The following is an 18,877-nucleotide window of genomic DNA, read 5'->3' as shown; positions in this document are numbered from 1 at the left end:
GCATGAGCTTCAAGATCGGAACCCGCGGTTCGCCGCTCGCGCTGGCACAGGCGCACATGACTGCCGCAGCGCTGAAAACCGCGCATGGCTGGGCCGACGGCGACGTGGAGATCGTCGTCATCCAGACCACCGGGGACAAGGTGCAGGATCGCGCGCTGGCCGAAATCGGCGGCAAGGCGCTGTGGACCAAGGAACTGGACGCCGCGTTGATCGATGGCCGCATCGATATCGGCGTGCATTCGATGAAGGATGTCGAAACCCAGTTGCGCGACGGCATTGCGCTCGCCGCCATGCTGCCACGCGCCGATGTGCGTGAACGGCTGATCGGCGCAGACAGCATCGCGGCGCTGCCGCCGGGCGCGCGGGTTGGCACCTCCTCCCCGCGTCGCGCCGCGCAGCTGAAAGCGCAGCGCCCGGATATCACCACCGAAATCCTGCGCGGCAATGTCGCCACGCGGCTGGCCAAGGTGGAATCCGGCGCCATCGATGCGACCTTGCTGGCCGCCGCCGGGCTGGATCGACTCGGCCAGCCGGTCGGCAGCCTGATCGAACTCGATGCGATGCTGCCGGCCAGCGCCCAGGGCGCGGTGGGCATCACGGCGCGCGAAGGTGATGCCGAAACCCTGGCGATCCTGGCGCCGATCAACCACCCGGAGACCTTCACCTGCGTGGCGCTGGAACGCGCCTTTCTGGCGGCGCTCGGCGGCACCTGCCATTCCCCGGTGGCGGCGCTGGCGCAGTTCAGCGGTGACAGCATCCGCTTCCGCGCGCAGGTCCTGGCCGAAGACGGCAGCGAGGTGCAGGACGGTGGCTTCAGCGCCCGACCGGACGAAGCCCACGCGCACGCTGCGGCGCTGGCCGCCGAATTGCTGGGCCGCGCCGGCCCGGCCTTGCGCGGACTGTTCCACCCGCCCGGCGCCTGATGCGCGTGCTTGTCGTCCGCCCCCAGCCTGGCGCGGCGGCGACAGCGGCGCGCGTGGCGGCGCTTGGCCATGTGCCACTGATCCACCCGCTGCTGGCCACGCAAGCGGCGGCCTGGACGCTGCCCGCCACTCTGCCCGATGCCGTCGTCCTGACCAGCGCCGCAGCGGTGCGGCTGGCCGGCCGGCAGGCGCAACCGTTGCAGCATCTGCCCGCCCTGTGTGTCGGCACTGCGACCGCCGATGCCGCGCGTGCTGCCGGCTGGGTGGATGTGCAGGCCGGGCCGGGCACGGTGCAGGCGCTGATCGATGCTACTATCGCCGGCCCGCACCGCCATCTGCTGCACCTGGCCGGCGAAGACCGCACCGAAACGCAGCTGCCGCCCGGCCTCACCCTTGACGAGATAATCGTCTACCGCGCCGTACTGCAACCGCTGCCGCTGCTGCCGGGTGCGACGGCCGTGCTGCTGCATTCGCCGCGCACCGCCCGGCATTTTGCCGCGCAATGGGATCGACTGGGCGGCCAGCGCACGGACATCGCCGTGCATGCCATCAGCGCCGCAACCCTGGCCGCCGCCGGCCCGGGCTGGCGTGCCACCCATATTGCCGCCCACCCTGACGATTCCGCCCTGCTGGCGACGCTGCCCAAAGCCGGCTAGGGTGGTGGCATGAACGAGCCGTTCGACCGGGGTGACATCAACGAGGCCAGCCTGGCCGCGACCGAGCGGCTGCGCGCCCGGTTGATGTCGCAGCCCGTCACCAGCGCCCGCCCGTCACAGCGCAGCGCATTGCCCTGGGCGCTGGCCGCCGCGCTGTTCGCCTTTGCCGCCGGCATCATCGCCAATCCCTGGTTCGAAGAGGCGGTGCGCGGCCGGCTGCCGTTCGTACCGGCGCCGGCAGCAATCGCCGATCCCGCCACGGCGGCCCTTGCCGCGCGGCTGAAGACGCTGGAAGCCCGGACGCAAACCGCGGCCACTGGCGCGCCTGTGGTCGCCGCCGAACGCCTGGCCGCCACCGAAGCCCGCGTCGATAGCAGCACCGATCAGATCGAGCGGGACGCGCAGCGCATCGACGCGCTGACCGCGCAGGTCAGCCAACTGGCCGCCCGGCTGGCGGTGGAGGAGGCGCGCGACGCCAATCTGATCACCGCCGTCAAGGCCAGCGCCGATCGCGCCGAAGCCATGTTGACCGTGCTGTTGTTGCGCCGGGCGGTGGCGGCCGGCCGGCCGCTCGATGCGTTGCTGCCCGCCACGCGCCGGTTGTTCGAACCGCGTCATGCCGATGCGGTGGCCGCGCTGGCCGCGGTGTCGGCGCAGCCGGTCACACAGGCGCGGCTGGCCCGCGATCTGGCCGGGCTGGCCGATCAGGCGCGCAGCGATGCGCGGCCCAATTGGTGGCAGGCCCTGATGGAACGGACGCAGGCGGCATTTTCCGGTGCGAGCACCGGCAGCCCGGTGGCGCAGGCCCGCGCCGCGATGGCGCGCGGTGATCTGGCTGGCGCGGCCGCGCGGCTGCGGGCCAGCCCCGCCGCCCGCGCCGAACCGCTGGTGCGCACCTGGTTGGCCGACACCGATCGGCTGCGCGCCGCCGAAGCCGCGTTGGCCGAACTGGAAGGTGCGGCGGCCGAAACTGTACCGGCCCCGCTGGTTGAACCGGCCGCCCCGCCAGCACCCGGCGCCAATCCTTGAGCCAAGCCGCCCCACCGCCGCCCCGGGCTTCTGCCGGCTGGGTGATCGCCCAGGCCGGGCGCGATCCCTATATCATCCTGGTGTCCATCTATATTTTTGCGCCGTGGTTTGTGGCCAATGTGGTCGGCGATCCGGTGGCCGGGCAGGCGTTGATCGCGCAGATCGGCAAATGGGGCGGCTGGGCGGTGATGGCGACGATGCCGGTGCTGGGCGCGGCGGTCGATCGGCTGGGGCCACGCAAGCCATTCCTGGCGCTGGTGGCAGCCGTGATGACCTGCCTGGCCGCCAGCCTGTGGTTCGTGGTGCCGAAAGACAGCGGCCTCGATGGCCTGGGTGTGGCCTGGGTGATGTTCGTCGGCACCAGCATGACCTGGCTGCTGGCGGCGCATGAAACCCTGCACAATGCGCTGCTGGTGCCGGCGGCCGGGATCTCCGGCGCAGCGCGGGCCAGCGGGCTCGGTTTGGCGATGGGCAATGCCACCGGCGTGGTGATGCTGGTGGCGCTGCTGTTCGGCTTTGCCTTGCCCGGCACGGTCGATTGGGCGTTCCTGCCGGCGCAACCCTTGTTCGGGCTTGATCCGGCGCTGGGCGAACCCTCGCGCTTGACCGGACCGATTGCGGCGGTGCTGATGGCGGTGGGGATCGTGCCGCTGTTGCTGTGGTCGCCGGATCGGCCGCGCACCCAGGCCACAATCGGTGCGGCGCTGGTGGGCGGCGCCGGCGATCTGCTGCGCCTGTTCCGCGAGGTGCGCGGCAATGCCAATCCCCTGCTCTATCTGCTGGCGCGGATGCTGTTCACCGATGGGTTGACGGCGATCCTGTTGTTTGGCGGCGTGTTTGCGGCGGGCGTGATGCAATGGGGCACGCTGGAAATGCTGGGCTATGCCGTCACGCTCAGCACGGCGGCGGTGGCCGGCGGGCTGCTGGCCGGCCGGCTGGATACGTGGCTGGGTCCACGCCCGGCCTTGATGGCCGAACTGACGGTGCTGATCATCATGGAGGCAGCGTTGCTGGGCAGCGGCCGCGCGCGCATCCTGTATCAGACGGTGGAACCGATCCGCCTGTGGGATGCGCCGATCTTTGCCACGCTGCCGGAACTGGTGTTCCTGGGCCTGGGCTGCGGCCTCGCCATCACGGTGACCGCCGCCTATGCCTCGTCGCGCACCTTGATGACCCGGCTGGTGCCGCCGGAACGGCTGGGAGCGTTTTTCGGCCTGTATGCGCTGTCGGGTTCGGCGACCATGTGGCTGGGGCCGCTGCTGGTGGAATATGCGACACGCGCCGGAGGCAGCCAGGCAGCGGGGTTCATCCCCGTGATCGGCCTGCTGGCGGTGGGGTTGCTGCTGGTGGGCTTCGTGCGTGGCGGCGGGCGGCTGCGCAGCGAGGTCTGACTGCGATTGCCAGCGCCGCGCATGTGGACCACGATGGCCGCGCCGCCACCGGATGATCGCCCATGCCAAAGCCTGCCCCCATCGACACCGACCGGCTGCGCCAACTGCGGGAGCGCCGCGCCGAAGACCGCAAGCAGCCGCAGGCAACCGCCGCCCCGCTCACGCTGGGCCAGCGGGTGGCGGACCAGGTGGCGATCGTCATGGGATCGTGGCGGTTCATCGTCATCCAGTCGGTGGTGCTGGCGATCTGGGTGACCCTGAATGTCGCGGCCTGGCTGGGCCATTGGGATCCCTATCCGTTCATCCTGCTCAATCTCGTCCTGTCGTTCCAGGCCGCCTATGCCGCGCCGATCATCATGATGAGCCAGAACCGGCAGCAGGATATCGACCGCCGCGACGCCGCCAGTGATTATGAGATCAACGTGAAGGCGGAGCTGGAGATCGAACTGCTCCACGAAAAGATCGACGCGCTGCGCGAACAGGAAGTGGTGATGCTGACCAGGGCCGTGCAGGAGCTGACGCAGTTGCTGCACGCCGCCGGCCATCTGCCGCCGGGCAAGGCCCAGGCTTAACCCTCGATCTTCTCGCGGGCATAGGTGCCCCACATCTCGCCGCGCAGGATATAGCCGGATTTGCCATCCTTGCTCACCCGGCACCACATGTCTTCGCACAGGGTGATCGTCACCACCGCGCCCGGCGCGATGCGCCAGGCGATACGGCTGTTCACATCGGGGGCGACATACATCAGGCGCACCTGATCCTTGATGATGCCGGTGCGCTGCCCGGTCAGCAGCGCCTTTTGCATCCAGCCGATTTCACCATCGGGGTCGCGCACCTGGCGCCAGATTTCATATTCCTTCAGGATTTCCATGGGCAGGCCGGGGCGGCGATATTCCCATTTGATCGGGAAACGGTCGCCGGGGCCGCTGCGCATCATGGCCTTGCCGCGCTTGATCGAAACAAAGCGCGGCTTCGGCAGATCGGTGGTGCCGTCGGCAAAATCCGTGGCCACGGCGGGCACGGCAAAAAAGGCCAGCAAGGCGGCCACAGGCAACAGGCGCAGCATGGCTTTCTCTTGACCGTTAGGCCGCCCGCGCGCAAGCCTTGGCATATCGCCAACGCTCCTGAATTCGGGTTCCCTTCATGCCGAACACGCCGCGCCCCAAGGTCATCGTCACCCGCCGTCTGCCGCAGGCCGTGGAAACCCGCATGGCCGAATTGTTCGATGTGGAGCTGAACCTGACCGACACGCCGTTCAGCCAGGATCAACTGGCCGATGCCGCGCGGCGCTGCGATGTGCTGGTGCCCACAGTGACCGATCATCTGGATGCCGCGGTGTTCGAAGCCGGCCGCGAAGGCGGCAAGCTGAAGCTGTGCGCCAATTTCGGCGTGGGCGTCGATCATCTCGATCTGCACGCCGCGCGCGGCGCCAAGGTGATCGTGACCAACACGCCCGGCGTGCTGACCGACGACACCGCCGACATGGTGATGGCGCTGATCCTCTCCGTCCCGCGCCGGTTGGGCGAAGGCGAGAAACTGGTGCGCGTCGGCGAATGGGGGGGCTGGTCGCCCACCGGCATGCTGGGCCACCGCATCACCGGCAAACGGCTGGGTATCGTCGGCATGGGCCGCATCGGCAGCGCGGTGGCACGCCGGGCGCGGGCCTTTGGCCTGACCGTGCATTATCACAACCGCACCCGCCTGCCGGCCAGTGCCGAGGCCGAGATGGAAGCGACCTGGTGGGCCGATCTGGATGCGATGCTGGCCCGTGTGGACATCATCACCATCAACTGCCCGCACACGCCCGACACCCACCACCTGATCGACGCGCGCCGCTTCGCGCTGATGCAGAAAAGCGCCTACCTGATCAACGCGGCGCGCGGCGAGATCATCGATGAAAATGCCCTGTGCGAAGCGCTGGAGCGCGGCCAGATCGCCGGCGCCGGGCTGGATGTGTTCGAACATGAACCGGCCGTCGATCCGCGCCTGCTGGAACTGCCCGGCGTCGTGGTGCTGCCGCACATGGGCAGCGCGACGTTCGAAGGCCGCCAGGCCATGGGTGAGAAGGTGATCACGAATATCCGGGTGTGGGTGGATGGGCATCGCCCGCCGGATATTGTGCTTGAGGGGTGGGCATAAGGCGGCCGACGTCTATCGCGCAGCGATAGCGGCGGACTCGCCGCATGCCGGCCGGGCTGGCGGCTGGCCCTCAGGCCAGTCGAACAGCTTCGACGGCGTGGCTCCGCCACGCTCTTTCTTGCTTTTCCTTGAAAACGCTCAAACGGACTCGGCGGCTTTGCCGCCGGCCGTGCGCGACAAGCGCTCATTTGGCCGTTCCCACCCCCAGCCCCTCCCGCAAGCGGGAGGGGAGCGTTTGGCGCTTGCCAGTCTACGCTGCTCCCAACCAAGGAGCCGCCCCCATGAAAGCCATCCGCCTTCGCCACCCCGCCGGCATCGACAATCTGCGCCATGAGGACATGGCCAGCCCCGGCGATCCCGGCCCCGGCCAGATCAAGGTGCGCATCCGCGCCAGCAGCCTGAATTACCACGACTATATCGTCGTCGTCGGCGGCATCCCCACCCCCGATGGCCGCATTCCGATGAGCGACGGCGCCGGCGATGTGCTGGCCGTGGGCGAAGGCGTCACCGAATTCCGCCCCGGTGACATGGTGGTCTCCACCTTCTTCCCCAACTGGCTCGATGGCCTGCCGTCGATGGGCGGCTTCGCGGCGGTGCCGGGTGACGGCGCCGATGGCTATGCCGCCGAGGAAGTGGTCGGCCCGGCGACGAATTTCACCCACGCGCCGTTCGGATACAGCCACGCCGAAGCCGCCACCCTCACCTGCGCCGGCCTCACCGCGTGGCGGGCGCTGGTGACCGAAGGCCAGATCAAGGCCGGCGATGTCGTGCTGGTGCAGGGCACCGGCGGCGTCTCCATCTTTGCGCTGCAATTCGCGAAAGCCATGGGCGCGACGGTGATCGCCACCAGCAGCAGCGACGAGAAACTGGCCCGGCTGCAAGCCATGGGCGCGGACCATGTCATCAATTACAAGACGACCCCCGGCTGGGGCGCCGAAGCGATGCGCATCACCCACGGAAGCGGTGTCGATCATGTCGTCGAGATCGGCGGCGCCGGCACCCTGCCCGAATCGATCATCGCCAGCCGCATCGGCGGCCACATCAGCCTGATCGGCGTGCTGGCCGGCTTTGCCGGGCCGGTGCCCACCGTGCAATTGATGGCCAAGCAGATCCGCCTGATCGGCATCACCGTCGGCACCCGCCGGCAACAGCAGGACATGATCCGCGCCATCAACCAGAACGGCATCCGCCCGGTGATCGATTCGCAGTTCCCGCTCGCCGAACTCGGCGCCGCCTTCCGCCACCAGGAATCGGCCCGGCATTTCGGCAAGATCTGCGTCGATATCTGATCGCCTGTATCGATTGCGGCGTTTCGGGCGAACAGGAGAGGCCCCTGTTGAAGAAAGCCCTCCGATGCGCCGCCTCACCGTCCTGTTCGCCGCCCTGTCCATCTTCGCCACGCCCGCGCTGGCGGCAGATGCCGCGCACCCCAATGTGATCGAATTGTTCCAGAGCCAGGGCTGCTCATCCTGCCCGCCCGCCAATGAAAATGTGATGGCGCTGGCCGATCGGCCCGATCTGTTGGTGCTCAGCTTCAACGTCACCTACTGGGACCGGCTCGGCTGGAAGGATGTCTATGCCAAGCCGGAATTCACCCAGCGCCAATATGCCTACCGCGATGGCCTGCGCCACGACAATGTCTGGACCCCGCAAACCGTGATCAACGGCCGCGTGGACGTGACCGGCATCCGCGCCGCCGAACTGCGCGGCGCGGTAACGGCCGGCGTGCGCACCGAAGCCATGCCGACCCTGACCGAAAAGGCCGGCCGCATCGAACTGGGTGCCGGCGCCGGCAAGGCGGACGTGTGGCTGGTGCGCTATGATCCAAAGATCGTCCAGGTGCCGGTCCGCGCCGGCGAAAATGCCGGCCGCACCCTGCCGCACCGCAATGTCGTGCACGATCTGGTCAAGCTTGGCGCGTGGTCGGGCAGTGCCGCGCATTGGGCGCGCCCGGCGGCGGTGCCGGGCTTGGCCGAAGCCGTGCTGGTGCAGCGCCCCGGCGGCGGGGCGATCCTGACGGCGCTGCGGCTCCCTTGATCCTCCCCTTCCAGGGGAGGTGCAGAGCGAAGCGAGGCGGAGGGGTGGCGCGCTGCGAAGCATGGGCGCCGTCTGCGGGCACGGGCGTCACCCCTCCGTCACCCTGCGGGCGCCACATCCCCTTGCAGGGGAGGAACAGATTCACTCGCCCGTGCGCAGCCGTTCCACCAGTTGCTTCACTGTCGGGATGAAGCCGTTCGAATACCAAGGATCGCTGGAAAAGCGGTAGGCGCTGTGCCCGGCAAACGCGAGATTCTGTTCCGGGTCGCCGCCGTGGGCGATATCCTGCAGGGTCTTCTGGATGCAGAAGCTGCGCGGATCAGCCAGCCGCCCGGTGCTGTTGGTGTCGGTATCTTTCCAGGCCGAAAAGCCGCAGTGCGACAGGCAGCCCATGCAGTCCGCCTGATCCTTGCGGATGGTGGCGCGTTCGGCCGGGGTTACGAACACCAGCGTGTTGTCCGGCGTTTTCAGCGCTTCGGTAAAGCCCGCGCCGTGCCATTCGCGCGCGTGCAGCAGATCGCCGCCGGTGACGAAAAAGCGTTTGCTGCCCACGCCGACATCCAGCGCAAACTGGTGATCGCCGGTCGCCGTGGTGGAAAAGGCGATTTGCCGTTCACTGCGCGCTTCCAGCGCACGCAGGTAGGGGTTGCGGATGGCCGACGAATAGAACCCGGTCGGCGAGAATTTGTGCAGCAGGATATCGCCTTCGTTCAGGTGCAGCAGGCGTTCCTTCCACGCCTGCGGGATCGGGCTTTCCTGGGTGAGCAAAGGCCGCGTGCCGAACTGGAACACCACCTGGCCCAGTTCGGGATTGTCGAACCAGTTGGCCCACTCATCGAGCCGCCAGACGCCGCCGGCCATGACGATCGGCACCGATTCGGAGACGCCAAGCTCGCGCATAGTGGCGCGCAGTTCGGCGACGCGCGGATACGGATCCTGGGGTGCGCGCGGGTCTTCGGCGTTTGAAAGCCCGTTGTGGCCGCCCGCCAGCCACGGATCTTCATAGACCACCGCGCCAAGCCATTCGGCCGCCTTGGAATAGGCGCGTTTCCACAGCGCCCGGAAGGCGCGGGCGGATGAGATAATGGGGTAGTAATGCACGCCATATTGGGCGGCGATTTCGGAAAGCTTGTAGGGCATGCCCGCCCCGCAGGTGACCCCGTTGACCAGGCCCTTCGTGCCTTCCAGCACGCCATGCAGGATGCGCTGTGCCCCGCCCATTTCCCACAACACGTTGATGTTGATGGCACCGATGCCGCGTTGCAGTTCGGATGAAGCGATTTCATAGGCGCGCTGCACCTGCGCGATGCCGCCCGCGATGCCATAGTGCACCAGTTCCTCGTGGCGGTCGCGGCGCGTGGCGGCGCGATAGATTTGCGGCACGATGTTGCCATCGTCATCATAGCTGTCGGCGTTGACCGCACTGACCGTGCCGACGCCGCCGGCCAGCGCCCAGGCGCCCGACGAGGCGTGGTTGGTGGCGGAAACGCCCTTGCCGCCTTCCACCAGCGGCCACACTTCGCGGCCACCCATCACCAGCGATTTCACGCCCGACAACATTCTGACCCAATCTGTAACCACCGGTTTTGTTCCGGCGAAACCAGTCTTTCGGCAGATTTGTGGCAAAGCGCAAGCAGCGCGCGCGCCAACGGCGTTTTGGCGCGCTCATCGTTCGGCGGCCTTTTCGCCGCGCCGGCAATCGGGCATGGCGCGGCATGGCCAATTCGCCCCCACAAGATGCCGCCCCCGATACCGCAAATCCGGTGTCCGATCCCACCACGCTGCGCCGCCTTTATGGCCGGCGGCAGGGCCATGCGCTGCGGGCCGGCCAGGCGGCGTTGTTTGCCGATCTGTTGCCGCACATCGCCGTGCCCGGCACTGGCCCGCTGACCGCGACCGGCCTGTTTGGTGATGATCGCCCGCTGTGGCTGGAAATCGGTTTCGGCAAGGGCGAACATATGGCAGCGCAAGCCGCCGCCCACCCGCACGTCGGCCTGATCGGTGCCGAACCCTTCGTCGATGGCGTGGTCGGCGCCTTGATGGCGGTGCGCGATGACGGCCTGGCCAATGTGCGCATCCATCACGGCGATGCCTTGGATGTGCTGGAACGGCTGGCGCCGGCCAGCGTGGATCGTGTGTTTCTGCTGCATCCCGATCCGTGGCCCAAGGCCCGCCACGCCAAGCGCCGCTTCATGAACCCCGGCCCGATCGACCTTATCGCCCGCGTGCTCAAGCCCGGCGGCGAGTATCGTTTTGGCACGGATCATCCGATCTATTGCCAATGGGCGCTGATGCAGATGGCCAAGCGCCGCGATTTTCACTGGCTGATCGACGGGCCGGCGGATTTCCAGGTGCGGCCCGATGATTGGCCGCAAACCCGCTATGAAGCCAAGGCACGCCGGCTGGGCCACGAAGTGTGGTATTTCCGCTGGCAGCGCGCCTGACAGGCCTGCGGCACGGCAGGCATTGACCGCAGCGCGGCATTTCGCCTAGGCCTTTGACCGGTGAGCACCTATCTCGACTTCGAAAAGCCGATCGCCCAGATCGCACAGCGCGCCGCCGATTATCGCGCCGGCGGCGATGAAGCCGGCGCGCGCCATGCCGATGGCGCGGCGCGGCGGTTGCTGGCCGAAACCTATGCCCGCCTGACGCCCTGGCAGAAAACGCTGGTGGCCCGCCATCCGCTGCGCCCGCATTTTTCCGACATGGTGAAGGCGCTGGTCGAAGATTTCCTGCCGCTGGCCGGCGATCGCGCCTTTGGTGAGGATTCGGCGATCATCGGCGGCATCGGGCGGCTGCGCGGCCAGAATGTGCCGGTGATGGTGATCGGCCACGAAAAGGGCCGCGATACCGCTGCGCGCGTGCGGCACAATTTCGGCATGGGCCGGCCCGAAGGCTATCGCAAGGCGGCGCGTCTGGTCGAACTCGCCGGGCGCTTCAATGTGCCGGTGGTGACCATCGTGGACAGCGCCGGCGCTTATCCGGGCGTCGATGGCGAAGCGCGCGGCCAGGCCGAAGCCATTGCCCGCGCCACATCCGCGTTTCTGGCGGCACCCGTGCCGATCATCGCAGCGATTACTGGCGAAGGCATGTCGGGCGGCGCCATCGGCATCGCTGCGGCCGACCGGGTGATCATGATGGAACATGCGGTCTATGCGGTGATTTCACCCGAAGCCTGCGCCTCGATCCTGTTCCGCAATGCCGAAAAAGAAGCCAACCGCGCTGCCGATACCGCCGAAGCGATGCGGGTGAGCGCCGCCGAGTGCAAGGGCCTGGGCGTGGTGGACAGCATCGTCGCCGAACCGCTGGGCGGGGCGCACCGCGATCCGGCCGCGGCCATTGCCTCGCTGACCATGGCGATCGCCGCCGAATTGCAGCCCTTGCTGGCGCAGCGCCCGGCCGAACTGGTGGCGCAGCGCCGGGCCAAGTATTTGGGCATGGGCCGCCAGCTCTGATCGGTTGCTGGCGCGGTGACCCGGCTTTGGGGTAACACGGCCCCATGAACCGCATCCGCCACCTGCTCTGTGCTGCCCTGCTGCTGGGCGCTGCCGCCCCGGCGCTGGCGCAGGCCCCGCCCGGCCTGACCGAAAGCGAACGCCGCGAAGGCGCCCAGGCCCATCCGCAGATCTTGCAGCAGTTCGGCGGCGCGATGAGCGGCCCGGTGGCGGCTTATGTACGCGGTGTCGGGCAGAAGATCGCCGTGCAATCGGGCGGCGGCGCGCGGGCGCAGGATTACAACGTCACCTTGCTCAACAGCAATGTGAACAACGCCTTCGCCATCCCCGGCGGCTATGTCTATATCACCCGCCAGTTGCTGGCGCTGATGAATGACGAAGCCGAACTGGCCTTCGTCATGGGGCATGAAGTGGCGCATGTGTCCGCCCGCCATGGCCAGAAACGGCAGACGCGATCGGCGCTGTCGGGGATTTTGGCCGGATTGGCCGGGGCCATCACCGGATCGGATCTGATCGGGCGCGGCGCAAACCTCGTCGCCGGGCTGACCACGCTGGGCTACAGCCGCGATCAGGAACGCGAGGCCGACAGCCTGGGCGTGCGCTATCTCACCAGGGCTGGCTATGATCCGCTCGGCAGTGTGGACAGCCTGGCGGCGCTGGGCGCACAAACCGCGTTGGAGGCACGACTGAAGGGCCAGGGCGGCGCCGAACCGTCGAAATGGCTTTCCACCCACCCGGCCAATGATGAACGGGTGGCGCGCATTCGCGGCGAGGCCCAGGCGCTGCTGCCCAAGGCGGGGGCGCGGGCCAGCAACCGCGATGCGTTTCTGAATGCCATCGATGGCCTGGCCTATGATGATGATCCGGCCGAAGGCGTCGTGCAGGGCGGCAGTTTCCGCCATGGCGGGCTGCAATTGGCACTGGCTGCGCCGGCGGGCTTTGTGCTGAACAATGGTGCGGAGGCCCTGACCGGGCGGGGGCCGAATGGCGCCAATTTCGAACTGCGCGCCGCCGATGCCCGCACCGGCGATCTCAATGCGGTCGCCGCGGCGCGCTGGCAGCAACTGGGCGTGCGCGCGCCGGCAATGCAGACCACAAGGATCAACGGGCTGGACGCCGTGACCAGCAGCATCCGCGCCAACACCAACCAGGGCCCGGTGGATGCGACGCTCACCGTCTATCGCTGGACGCCGCAACTGGCCTTCACGCTGATCGCCATTGCGCCGCAGGGCCAGGCAGCGGCCATCGCGCCGGTCGCCGCCGGCGTCCGCAAGCTGAGCGCCCAGGAAATCGCCGCGATTCGCACCCGCCGCATCCAGGTGGTGCGGGTGGCGGCGGGCGATACGGTGCAGGGCCTCGCCGCCCGCATGGCCTATGACGATGATCGGTTGGCGCGGTTCCTGACGCTTAACCAGTTGGCCAGCAACGCGAAGCTGCAGGCTGGCGATCGGGTCAAGCTGGTTGTGTGGCGTTGATGCGGCTGGTGCATGTGGTGGCGGCCGCCCTGGTCGCCGGCGATGGCCCTAATGCTGGCTGCGTGTTGCTGGCGCAGCGCCCGGAGGGCAAGTCCATGGCCGGGCTGTGGGAATTTCCCGGCGGCAAGCTGGAGCCCGGCGAGACTCCCGAAGCGGCGCTGGCGCGCGAACTTGAGGAAGAGCTTGGCATCATCGCCGGGCCGCTGGAACCGTTCACCTTCGTCAGCCATAATTATGCGGATTTCCATCTGGTGATGCTGCTCTATTGGTGCCGGGCCTGGGCGGGCGAGCCGGTGGGGCGCGACGGCCAGGCGCTGCGCTGGGAACGGCCCGCAGCGATGGCGAACTTGCCGATGCCGCCCGCCGATGTGCCGTTGGTCGCGGCACTGGTGCAAACGCTGGCAAGTTGACGGCATGCACAAGGTTGCACCTGTGTGACAGGGCGGCTATGCGGCGGCGGCCATGCGGCGGTGACTGGGCGACAGCGAGGGGCGTGCGACATGAAAATCCTGGCTGGCAACGGCAACCCGGAACTGGCCAAGGCCATCGCCGCCTATCTGGAAATCCCGCTGACGCACGCATCGGTGCGCCGCTTTGCCGACGAGGAAATCTTCGTCGAAATCCATGAGAATGTGCGCGGCGAAGATGTGTTCGTGGTGCAGCCCACCGCGGCGCCGGCCAACGACAATCTGATGGAATTGCTGATCTGCATCGATGCGCTGAAACGCGCGTCGGCCCGGCGCATCACGGCGGTGATCCCCTATTTCGGCTATGCCCGGCAGGATCGCAAATCCGGATCGCGCACACCGATTTCGGCCAAGCTGGTGGCCAATCTGATCACCATGGCCGGCGCCGATCGCGTGCTCAGCCTCGATCTGCATGCCGGGCAGATCCAGGGCTTTTTCGATATCCCCACCGACAATCTGTTCGGCGCGCCGGTGATGGCCGCCGATATATTGTCGCGCATGCCGCTGGCCGATCTGATGGTCGTCTCGCCCGACGTGGGCGGCGTGGTGCGGGCGCGCGCTCTGGCCAAGCGGTTGGGCAATGCGCCGCTGGCCATCGTGGACAAGCGCCGCGAGCGGCCGGGCGAATCAGAGGTGATGAATATCATCGGCGATGTGCGCGGCCGGCGCTGCATATTGGTCGATGATATCGTCGATTCGGCCGGCACGCTGTGCAACGCGGCCGCCGCGCTGATCCAGGCCGGGGCGGCCGGCGTCACCGCCTATGTCAGCCACGGCGTGTTGTCGGGCGGCGCAGTGGCGCGGGTCGATGCGTCGGCGCTGTCGGAACTGGTGGTGACCGATTCGATCGCCCCCACGCCGGCGGTGCGCGCCTCCAACCGGGTGCGGCTGATCACCATCGCGCCGCTGCTCGCCGAAGCCATGCGGCGCACGGCCGAGGAAAGCTCGGTCTCGTCGCTGTTCGACTGAGTTCAGTTGCCCGTCGAGCGGTTCCGGATCGTGCCATCGGGCAGATAGACCTTCTCCGGCGTCACATATTCACCCTTGGGCGTGCAGATGCCGCCCGGATCCTGGGCGCGCATCTTGGCGCAGAATTCGGTATCGGGGCGCGGTTGCGCCTGCGCGCCTGCTGGAACAGCGGCAATCGACAGGGCGATCAGGGTGCCAGCGCCGAGCGCGGCAAGGAAAGCGGTCTTGTTCATGCCATCAGAATAGCGCGCAAACGCTTGCGTGGCCATGAACAAGCTGGCTATTCGCAGGCGTGGACCTTCGCCCGCCCCCCATGGCCCGATTGCAGCTGTCCGGCGCTGCGCTGGTGGCCAATTGGCAGGATTTTGCCGCTGCGGTCGGCCCGGCCGATTGCGGCGCTGCGATCAAGGCCGATGCTTATGGCTTGGGCGCCCGCGATGTGATGCTGCGGCTCGCTGCCGCCGGCTGCCGGACCTTCTATGTCGCGCACTGGCATGAGGTGCCGCCGCTGTTGCCGCTGCCCGCTGGCGTGACGCTGTCGGTGCTGCATGGCGTGACTGCGGCCGAATTGCCGGCAGCGCTGTTACTGCCGGCCCGCCCCGTGCTGATGACCCCCGCGCAGGCGGCCCTGTGGCGGCAGACCGGGCGGCCGGCCGAAGCCATGATCGATACCGGCATGCACCGGCTCGGCCTGGCGCCTTCCGAGGCCGCCGCCGCGCTGGCCGGCATCGAGATTGCGGTGCTGCACAGCCATCTCGCCTGCGCCGATGAGCGCGCGCATCCGATGAACGCAGCGCAGCGCAGCGCCTTTGCGGCCGTTGCGGCGCAGGTACCGGCTGGCGCCCGCGCGCTGGCCAATTCGGCCGGGGTGGCGCTGGGGCGGGATTATCATTTCGATCGGGTGCGGCCCGGCATCGGCCTGTTCGGCGGCGGCGTGCTGCCCGGTGGCCGGCCGTCGCGCCCGGTTGCCACCATGGCCGCGCGCATCCTGCAACTGCAGGGCGTGCCGGCCGGCGGCAGCGTGGGCTATGCCGCCGCCTTCACGGCGACACGGCCCAGCCGGATTGCCACCGTGGCGCTGGGCTATGCCGATGGCTACGCGCGCGGGCTGTCCGGTACCGGCTGGGCACTGGCCGGCGATGTGCGCTGCCCGGTGGCAGGGCGGGTCTCCATGGATTTGTGCAGCTTTGACGTCACCGACGCCGCCGGCCTGGCCGAAGGCGACTGGCTCGATATTCCGTTCGATCCGGAAACCGTAGCCGCATTGGCCGGGCGCACCAGTTATGAATTGCTGGTGGCCCTGGGCCAGCGCTTTGATCGGCTGTGGGCATGATCGGCCTGTTCGCCGCCATCGGCGCGCCGGTGCTCGCGGCCCTTGCCGCCATCGGCCGATTGGCGCGCTTTGCCGCCGCTGCATTGGCGGCGCTGCTGCGGCCGCCCTGGTATCCGGGGCAACTGGCGCAGCAGATGCTGATCATCGGCTGGCTGTCGCTGCCGGTGGTGGGGTTGACGGCGATCTTCACCGGCTCCGCGCTGGCGCAGCAGATCTTCATCGGCGGCAGCCGCTTCAACGCCGCTGCAACCGTGCCGGCGGTGACGGTGATCGGCGTGGTGCGCGAGCTGGGGCCGGTGCTGGGCGGGCTGATGGTCGCCGGGCGAGTGGCGTCGGCCATGGCCGCCGAACTGGGCACGATGCGCGTCACCGAACAGATCGACGCGCTGGTCACGCTGCGCACCGATCCGTTCCGCTGGCTGGTGGCGCCGCGGTTGGCTGCCGCCGTGCTGGTGATGCCGGCGCTGGTGCTGGTCTCCAACGCGCTGGGCGTGATGGGTGGCTGGCTGCTGGCGACGCAGCGGCTGGGCTTCAACAGCGCGCAATATCTCGCCACCACCGCGCGCTATCTGCAGATCGATGATGTCGTCTCCAGCCTGGTCAAGGCGGCAGTGTTCGGATTCTTCATCGCGCTGATGGGCTGTTATCACGGCTATCACAGCGGCGGCGGCGCAGCTGGCGTCGGGCGGGCGACCACCAATGCCGTGGTGTCCAGCTTCATCCTGATCCTGCTGTCCAATCTGATCATCACCGTGATCGTGTTCGGATCATGACGCCCACAATCGAACTTTCCGGCGTCGCCAAGCGCTTCGGCAGCCGCCAGGTGCTGGCCGGGGTCGATCTTGCGGTCGCGCCCGGCACCAGCCTGGTGATCATCGGCGGATCAGGCACCGGCAAATCGGTGCTGTTGAAATCCATCCTGGGCCTGATCCCCATCGATGCCGGATCGATTCGCGTCGAAGGCCAGGCGGTCGCTGGGCTGCGCGGCGCGGCGCTGGCCGCCCACCGCACCCGCATTGGCATGTTGTTCCAGGGTGGCGCGCTGTTCGATTCGCTCAGCGTCTGGCGCAATGTCAGCTTTGCCCTGGGCGGCAGCGCGGCCAGCCGCCGCGCCGTGGCCATCGACAATCTGGCACGTGTCGGCCTGGGCGCCGAAGTCGCCGATCTCAAGCCGTCGGAGCTGTCGGGCGGCATGCTGAAGCGCGTGGCGCTGGCCCGCGCCATTGCCGCGCGCCCGCCGATCCTCTTCTTCGATGAGCCCACCACCGGCCTCGATCCGATCAACGCGGCAAAAATCAACAATCTGATCCGCACCCTTGTTCAGGATTTGAAAATAACCGCGCTCACGATTACGCATGATATGGCAAGCGTTAGGGTTATCGCAGACAGGGTCGCAATGTTGCACGGGGGACGGATCATCTGGCAGGGGCCGCTGGCCGCACTCGATGGGTGCGACAACGCCCATGTGCGCCAGTTCGTGACCGGCAGCGCGGATGGCCCGATCGGCGGCCCGGTCGGCGGAACTGCCGCACCATGACAGCCCCCTATGCCCAGAGCGCCGGCGCCGCCGAGCTTGCCGCGCTGCTGTTGCGCGTGGCCGACGGCGACGCCCACGCCTTCCAGCAATTTTATGATCGCACCAGTGCAAAACTATTCGGCATCACCCTGCGTATATTGATCGAGCGGCAAGAAGCCGAAGATGTGTTGCAGGAGGTTTATGTGTCTGTGTGGCGCAAGGCGGCCACGTTCGACCCGGCCCGGGCCAGCCCGATCACCTGGGTGGCAACGATTGCGCGCAACCGCGCCATCGATCGGCTGCGCGCCCGTCCGGCCCGCGCCCATGTTCCTGTCGAAGCCGCTCATGATCTTGCCGACGACGGCCCTGCCCCCGATGCGGCGCTGATGTCCAGCCAGGATGCCAGGCGTCTGCACGAGGCGCTTTCTGCGCTGGAACCGCGCCATGCCGCTGCAATTCGCGCCTGCTATTTCGAAGGCGTAACCTACGAAGAACTTGCCGTTCGCGAGGCAGTGCCAGTGGGCACCTTGAAAAGCTGGGTCCGCCGCGGCTTGATTCGCATGCGCGGTCATCTGGAAGGCAGCGAGGCATGAGCACGACCCCGCCCAGTGGCGGCCGCGACAATGGCCTTGCCGGTTTGACCGAAGCCGAAGCCCTGGCCATGGACTATGCGCTGGGCGCCATGGGCCGTGCCGAGCGCAAGGCCGCCGAAGTGCGGCTGGCCAGCGATGCCGCGTTCCGCGAAGCCGTGGCGCGCTGGCAGGCGCTGCTCGGTCCGCTTGATGAAGCCACCGCGCCAGTGACACCGCCGGCATCGCTGTGGCAGGCGGTCGCGGCCGATGTGCATCCAGCGCGACAATCCTCAATGTCCGCAGCGGCGCCGGCCGCGCGCCGCGCCGGCTGGTGGCACAATCTGGCGCTGTGGCGCGCCGTGGGCATTGGTGGCCCGGTATTGGCAGCGATCACGGTCGCCTTGCTGGCCATGCCGCCCGCGGCCGTGGTCGCGCCCGCAGCCGTCAACGCCGGCCCCGAACTGGTGGCAACGCTGGCCGATGCCGATGGCCGGCCGCTGCTGGCGGCGGCCTATGATCCCGCCAATGGGGCCGTACGCTTTGCCCCCGTGGCGCAGGGCGGCGCCGATCAGGCCGGCAAGGTACCCGAACTGTGGGTGATCGAAGGCCAGGCCGCACCCAAATCGCTGGGCGTGATCGATATCTCGGCCGGCAGCAGCCATAGCATCCCGCGCGAACGGCTGGCCGGGTTGAAGCCCGGTTCGATCCTGGCGATCTCCATCGAACCGGTCGGCGGGTCGCGCACCGGGGCACCGACCGGTCCGATCATCGCCACCGGCGCACTGTCTGCCGCCTGAGCGCGGCACCGCCGGTCATGGCGCGCTTTGACGCTGCGACATTCGTTGATGCCGCCTATGGCGCCGCCCGCGCGTAGATGCAGCGGCTCGCTGATGCTCAGCGCGGCCTGTTATTGAT

General features: G+C 68.2%; 21 protein-coding genes. 18 read left to right on the top strand and 3 right to left on the bottom strand.

Annotation, left to right across the window (positions count from 1 at the left end):
- The first annotated feature begins 2 nt into the window (after positions 1–2).
- The 5 genes from hemC to AC6UUM_RS02980 all read left to right on the top strand — a co-directional run bounded on the left by hemC (position 3) and on the right by AC6UUM_RS02980 (position 4,571).
- Complete coding sequence (gene hemC, locus AC6UUM_RS03000) at positions 3–923, top strand: hydroxymethylbilane synthase (RefSeq protein WP_500803870.1); 921 nt, start codon at positions 3–5, stop codon at positions 921–923.
- Positions 923–1,579 carry a uroporphyrinogen-III synthase gene (locus AC6UUM_RS02995; protein WP_500803869.1) on the top strand — a complete coding sequence of 219 codons (657 nt, stop codon included), beginning with the start codon at positions 923–925 and terminating at the stop codon, positions 1,577–1,579. The genes hemC and AC6UUM_RS02995 overlap by 1 nt, the downstream gene beginning before the upstream one ends.
- A 9-nt stretch (positions 1,580–1,588) precedes the next feature.
- The gene (locus AC6UUM_RS02990) at positions 1,589–2,608 is read left to right on the top strand and encodes a hypothetical protein (protein ID WP_500803868.1); all 1,020 of its coding nucleotides are present in this window, start codon (positions 1,589–1,591) and stop codon (positions 2,606–2,608) included.
- Entirely contained in the window at positions 2,605–3,999 is a 1,395-nt protein-coding gene (locus AC6UUM_RS02985; protein ID WP_500803867.1) for an MFS transporter, read from the top strand. Before AC6UUM_RS02990 ends, AC6UUM_RS02985 begins: the two co-directional genes overlap by 4 nt.
- A 62-nt stretch (positions 4,000–4,061) precedes the next feature.
- The gene (locus AC6UUM_RS02980) at positions 4,062–4,571 is read left to right on the top strand and encodes a DUF1003 domain-containing protein (RefSeq protein ID WP_500803866.1); all 510 of its coding nucleotides are present in this window, start codon (positions 4,062–4,064) and stop codon (positions 4,569–4,571) included.
- Here the strand turns inward: AC6UUM_RS02980 and AC6UUM_RS02975 are convergent.
- Positions 4,568–5,065 carry an SH3 domain-containing protein gene (locus AC6UUM_RS02975; protein WP_500803865.1) on the bottom strand — a complete coding sequence of 166 codons (498 nt, stop codon included), beginning with the start codon at positions 5,063–5,065 and terminating at the stop codon, positions 4,568–4,570. The two genes, AC6UUM_RS02980 and AC6UUM_RS02975, sit on opposite strands and share 4 nt — an antisense overlap.
- Positions 5,066–5,142: 77 nt before the next feature.
- Here AC6UUM_RS02975 and AC6UUM_RS02970 point away from each other — a divergent pair, with 77 nt between their 5' ends.
- The 3 genes from AC6UUM_RS02970 (at position 5,143) to AC6UUM_RS02960 (ending at position 8,175) form a co-directional block, all read left to right on the top strand.
- Positions 5,143–6,138, top strand: a complete 996-nt coding sequence (locus AC6UUM_RS02970; protein WP_500803864.1) for a 2-hydroxyacid dehydrogenase — start codon at positions 5,143–5,145, stop codon at positions 6,136–6,138.
- A 281-nt stretch (positions 6,139–6,419) separates the two neighbouring features.
- On the top strand, positions 6,420–7,427 hold the full coding sequence (locus tag AC6UUM_RS02965) for a zinc-dependent alcohol dehydrogenase family protein (RefSeq protein WP_500803863.1): 1,008 nt from the start codon (positions 6,420–6,422) through the stop codon (positions 7,425–7,427).
- A gap of 64 nt (positions 7,428–7,491) precedes the next feature.
- The gene (locus AC6UUM_RS02960; RefSeq protein ID WP_500803862.1) at positions 7,492–8,175 is read left to right on the top strand and encodes a DUF1223 domain-containing protein; all 684 of its coding nucleotides are present in this window, start codon (positions 7,492–7,494) and stop codon (positions 8,173–8,175) included.
- 141 nt (positions 8,176–8,316) lie between these two features.
- On the opposite strand, the gene AC6UUM_RS02955 is transcribed toward AC6UUM_RS02960, so the two are convergent.
- The gene (locus AC6UUM_RS02955; RefSeq protein ID WP_500803861.1) at positions 8,317–9,735 is read right to left on the bottom strand and encodes an NAD(P)H-dependent flavin oxidoreductase; all 1,419 of its coding nucleotides are present in this window, start codon (positions 9,733–9,735) and stop codon (positions 8,317–8,319) included.
- A 203-nt stretch (positions 9,736–9,938) separates the two neighbouring features.
- Here AC6UUM_RS02955 and trmB point away from each other — a divergent pair, with 203 nt between their 5' ends.
- The 5 genes from trmB to AC6UUM_RS02930 all read left to right on the top strand — a co-directional run bounded on the left by trmB (position 9,939) and on the right by AC6UUM_RS02930 (position 14,541).
- Positions 9,939–10,619: a tRNA (guanosine(46)-N7)-methyltransferase TrmB gene (trmB, locus tag AC6UUM_RS02950; protein WP_500804891.1), complete on the top strand. Its 681-nt coding sequence runs from the start codon at positions 9,939–9,941 to the stop codon at positions 10,617–10,619.
- A gap of 60 nt (positions 10,620–10,679) precedes the next feature.
- Complete coding sequence (locus AC6UUM_RS02945; protein WP_500803860.1) at positions 10,680–11,630, top strand: acetyl-CoA carboxylase carboxyltransferase subunit alpha; 951 nt, start codon at positions 10,680–10,682, stop codon at positions 11,628–11,630.
- Positions 11,631–11,674: 44 nt separating this feature from the next.
- On the top strand, positions 11,675–13,105 hold the full coding sequence (locus AC6UUM_RS02940) for a M48 family metalloprotease (RefSeq protein WP_500803859.1): 1,431 nt from the start codon (positions 11,675–11,677) through the stop codon (positions 13,103–13,105).
- Entirely contained in the window at positions 13,105–13,515 is a 411-nt protein-coding gene (mutT, locus tag AC6UUM_RS02935; protein WP_500803858.1) for an 8-oxo-dGTP diphosphatase MutT, read from the top strand. Before AC6UUM_RS02940 ends, mutT begins: the two co-directional genes overlap by 1 nt.
- 90 nt (positions 13,516–13,605) lie before the next feature.
- Entirely contained in the window at positions 13,606–14,541 is a 936-nt protein-coding gene (locus AC6UUM_RS02930) for a ribose-phosphate pyrophosphokinase (protein ID WP_500803857.1), read from the top strand.
- Between the two features lie 2 nt (positions 14,542–14,543).
- On the opposite strand, the gene AC6UUM_RS02925 is transcribed toward AC6UUM_RS02930, so the two are convergent.
- Positions 14,544–14,774 carry a hypothetical protein gene (locus tag AC6UUM_RS02925; RefSeq protein WP_500803856.1) on the bottom strand — a complete coding sequence of 77 codons (231 nt, stop codon included), beginning with the start codon at positions 14,772–14,774 and terminating at the stop codon, positions 14,544–14,546.
- Positions 14,775–14,854: 80 nt separating this feature from the next.
- On the opposite strand from AC6UUM_RS02925, the gene AC6UUM_RS02920 reads away from it, so the two are divergent.
- From AC6UUM_RS02920 to AC6UUM_RS02900, 5 genes are read left to right on the top strand one after another with little or no spacing between them, the layout of a single operon-like run.
- On the top strand, positions 14,855–15,874 hold the full coding sequence (locus tag AC6UUM_RS02920; protein ID WP_500803855.1) for an alanine racemase: 1,020 nt from the start codon (positions 14,855–14,857) through the stop codon (positions 15,872–15,874).
- A complete protein-coding gene (locus AC6UUM_RS02915) occupies positions 15,871–16,647 on the top strand; it encodes an MlaE family ABC transporter permease (RefSeq protein WP_500804890.1) in 777 nt (258 codons plus the stop codon). The genes AC6UUM_RS02920 and AC6UUM_RS02915 overlap by 4 nt, the downstream gene beginning before the upstream one ends.
- The gene (locus AC6UUM_RS02910; protein ID WP_500803854.1) at positions 16,644–17,411 is read left to right on the top strand and encodes an ABC transporter ATP-binding protein; all 768 of its coding nucleotides are present in this window, start codon (positions 16,644–16,646) and stop codon (positions 17,409–17,411) included. The genes AC6UUM_RS02915 and AC6UUM_RS02910 overlap by 4 nt, the downstream gene beginning before the upstream one ends.
- Positions 17,408–17,983 (top strand): sigma-70 family RNA polymerase sigma factor, encoded by a 576-nt coding sequence (locus AC6UUM_RS02905; protein ID WP_500803853.1) that lies wholly within the window; start codon positions 17,408–17,410, stop codon positions 17,981–17,983. Before AC6UUM_RS02910 ends, AC6UUM_RS02905 begins: the two co-directional genes overlap by 4 nt.
- On the top strand, positions 17,980–18,759 hold the full coding sequence (locus AC6UUM_RS02900; RefSeq protein WP_500803852.1) for an anti-sigma factor: 780 nt from the start codon (positions 17,980–17,982) through the stop codon (positions 18,757–18,759). The genes AC6UUM_RS02905 and AC6UUM_RS02900 overlap by 4 nt, the downstream gene beginning before the upstream one ends.
- The last annotated feature ends 118 nt before the right edge of the window (positions 18,760–18,877 follow it).

The sequence above is a fragment of the Sandarakinorhabdus sp. genome (assembly GCF_987265915.1).
This window is presented reverse-complemented; position numbering and strand designations above follow the sequence as displayed.

What these genes read in the sequence shown, in the direction of transcription:
- AC6UUM_RS02955 (WP_500803861.1), bottom strand. Translation starts at nt 9,735, where the DNA reads ATGTTGTCGGGCGTGAAATCGCTGGTGATGGGTGGCCGCGAAGTGTGG.
- AC6UUM_RS02920 (WP_500803855.1), top strand. Translation starts at nt 14,855, where the DNA reads ATGGCCCGATTGCAGCTGTCCGGCGCTGCGCTGGTGGCCAATTGGCAG.
- AC6UUM_RS02900 (WP_500803852.1), top strand. Translation starts at nt 17,980, where the DNA reads ATGAGCACGACCCCGCCCAGTGGCGGCCGCGACAATGGCCTTGCCGGT.
- AC6UUM_RS02980 (WP_500803866.1), top strand. Translation starts at nt 4,062, where the DNA reads ATGCCAAAGCCTGCCCCCATCGACACCGACCGGCTGCGCCAACTGCGG.
- AC6UUM_RS02965 (WP_500803863.1), top strand. Translation starts at nt 6,420, where the DNA reads ATGAAAGCCATCCGCCTTCGCCACCCCGCCGGCATCGACAATCTGCGC.
- AC6UUM_RS02930 (WP_500803857.1), top strand. Translation starts at nt 13,606, where the DNA reads ATGAAAATCCTGGCTGGCAACGGCAACCCGGAACTGGCCAAGGCCATC.
- AC6UUM_RS02960 (WP_500803862.1), top strand. Translation starts at nt 7,492, where the DNA reads ATGCGCCGCCTCACCGTCCTGTTCGCCGCCCTGTCCATCTTCGCCACG.
- AC6UUM_RS02915 (WP_500804890.1), top strand. Translation starts at nt 15,871, where the DNA reads ATGATCGGCCTGTTCGCCGCCATCGGCGCGCCGGTGCTCGCGGCCCTT.
- AC6UUM_RS02975 (WP_500803865.1), bottom strand. Translation starts at nt 5,065, where the DNA reads ATGCTGCGCCTGTTGCCTGTGGCCGCCTTGCTGGCCTTTTTTGCCGTG.
- AC6UUM_RS02940 (WP_500803859.1), top strand. Translation starts at nt 11,675, where the DNA reads ATGAACCGCATCCGCCACCTGCTCTGTGCTGCCCTGCTGCTGGGCGCT.
- AC6UUM_RS02990 (WP_500803868.1), top strand. Translation starts at nt 1,589, where the DNA reads ATGAACGAGCCGTTCGACCGGGGTGACATCAACGAGGCCAGCCTGGCC.
- AC6UUM_RS02970 (WP_500803864.1), top strand. Translation starts at nt 5,143, where the DNA reads ATGCCGAACACGCCGCGCCCCAAGGTCATCGTCACCCGCCGTCTGCCG.
- AC6UUM_RS02995 (WP_500803869.1), top strand. Translation starts at nt 923, where the DNA reads ATGCGCGTGCTTGTCGTCCGCCCCCAGCCTGGCGCGGCGGCGACAGCG.
- mutT (WP_500803858.1), top strand. Translation starts at nt 13,105, where the DNA reads ATGCGGCTGGTGCATGTGGTGGCGGCCGCCCTGGTCGCCGGCGATGGC.
- AC6UUM_RS02905 (WP_500803853.1), top strand. Translation starts at nt 17,408, where the DNA reads ATGACAGCCCCCTATGCCCAGAGCGCCGGCGCCGCCGAGCTTGCCGCG.
- AC6UUM_RS02925 (WP_500803856.1), bottom strand. Translation starts at nt 14,774, where the DNA reads ATGAACAAGACCGCTTTCCTTGCCGCGCTCGGCGCTGGCACCCTGATC.
- hemC (WP_500803870.1), top strand. Translation starts at nt 3, where the DNA reads ATGAGCTTCAAGATCGGAACCCGCGGTTCGCCGCTCGCGCTGGCACAG.
- AC6UUM_RS02910 (WP_500803854.1), top strand. Translation starts at nt 16,644, where the DNA reads ATGACGCCCACAATCGAACTTTCCGGCGTCGCCAAGCGCTTCGGCAGC.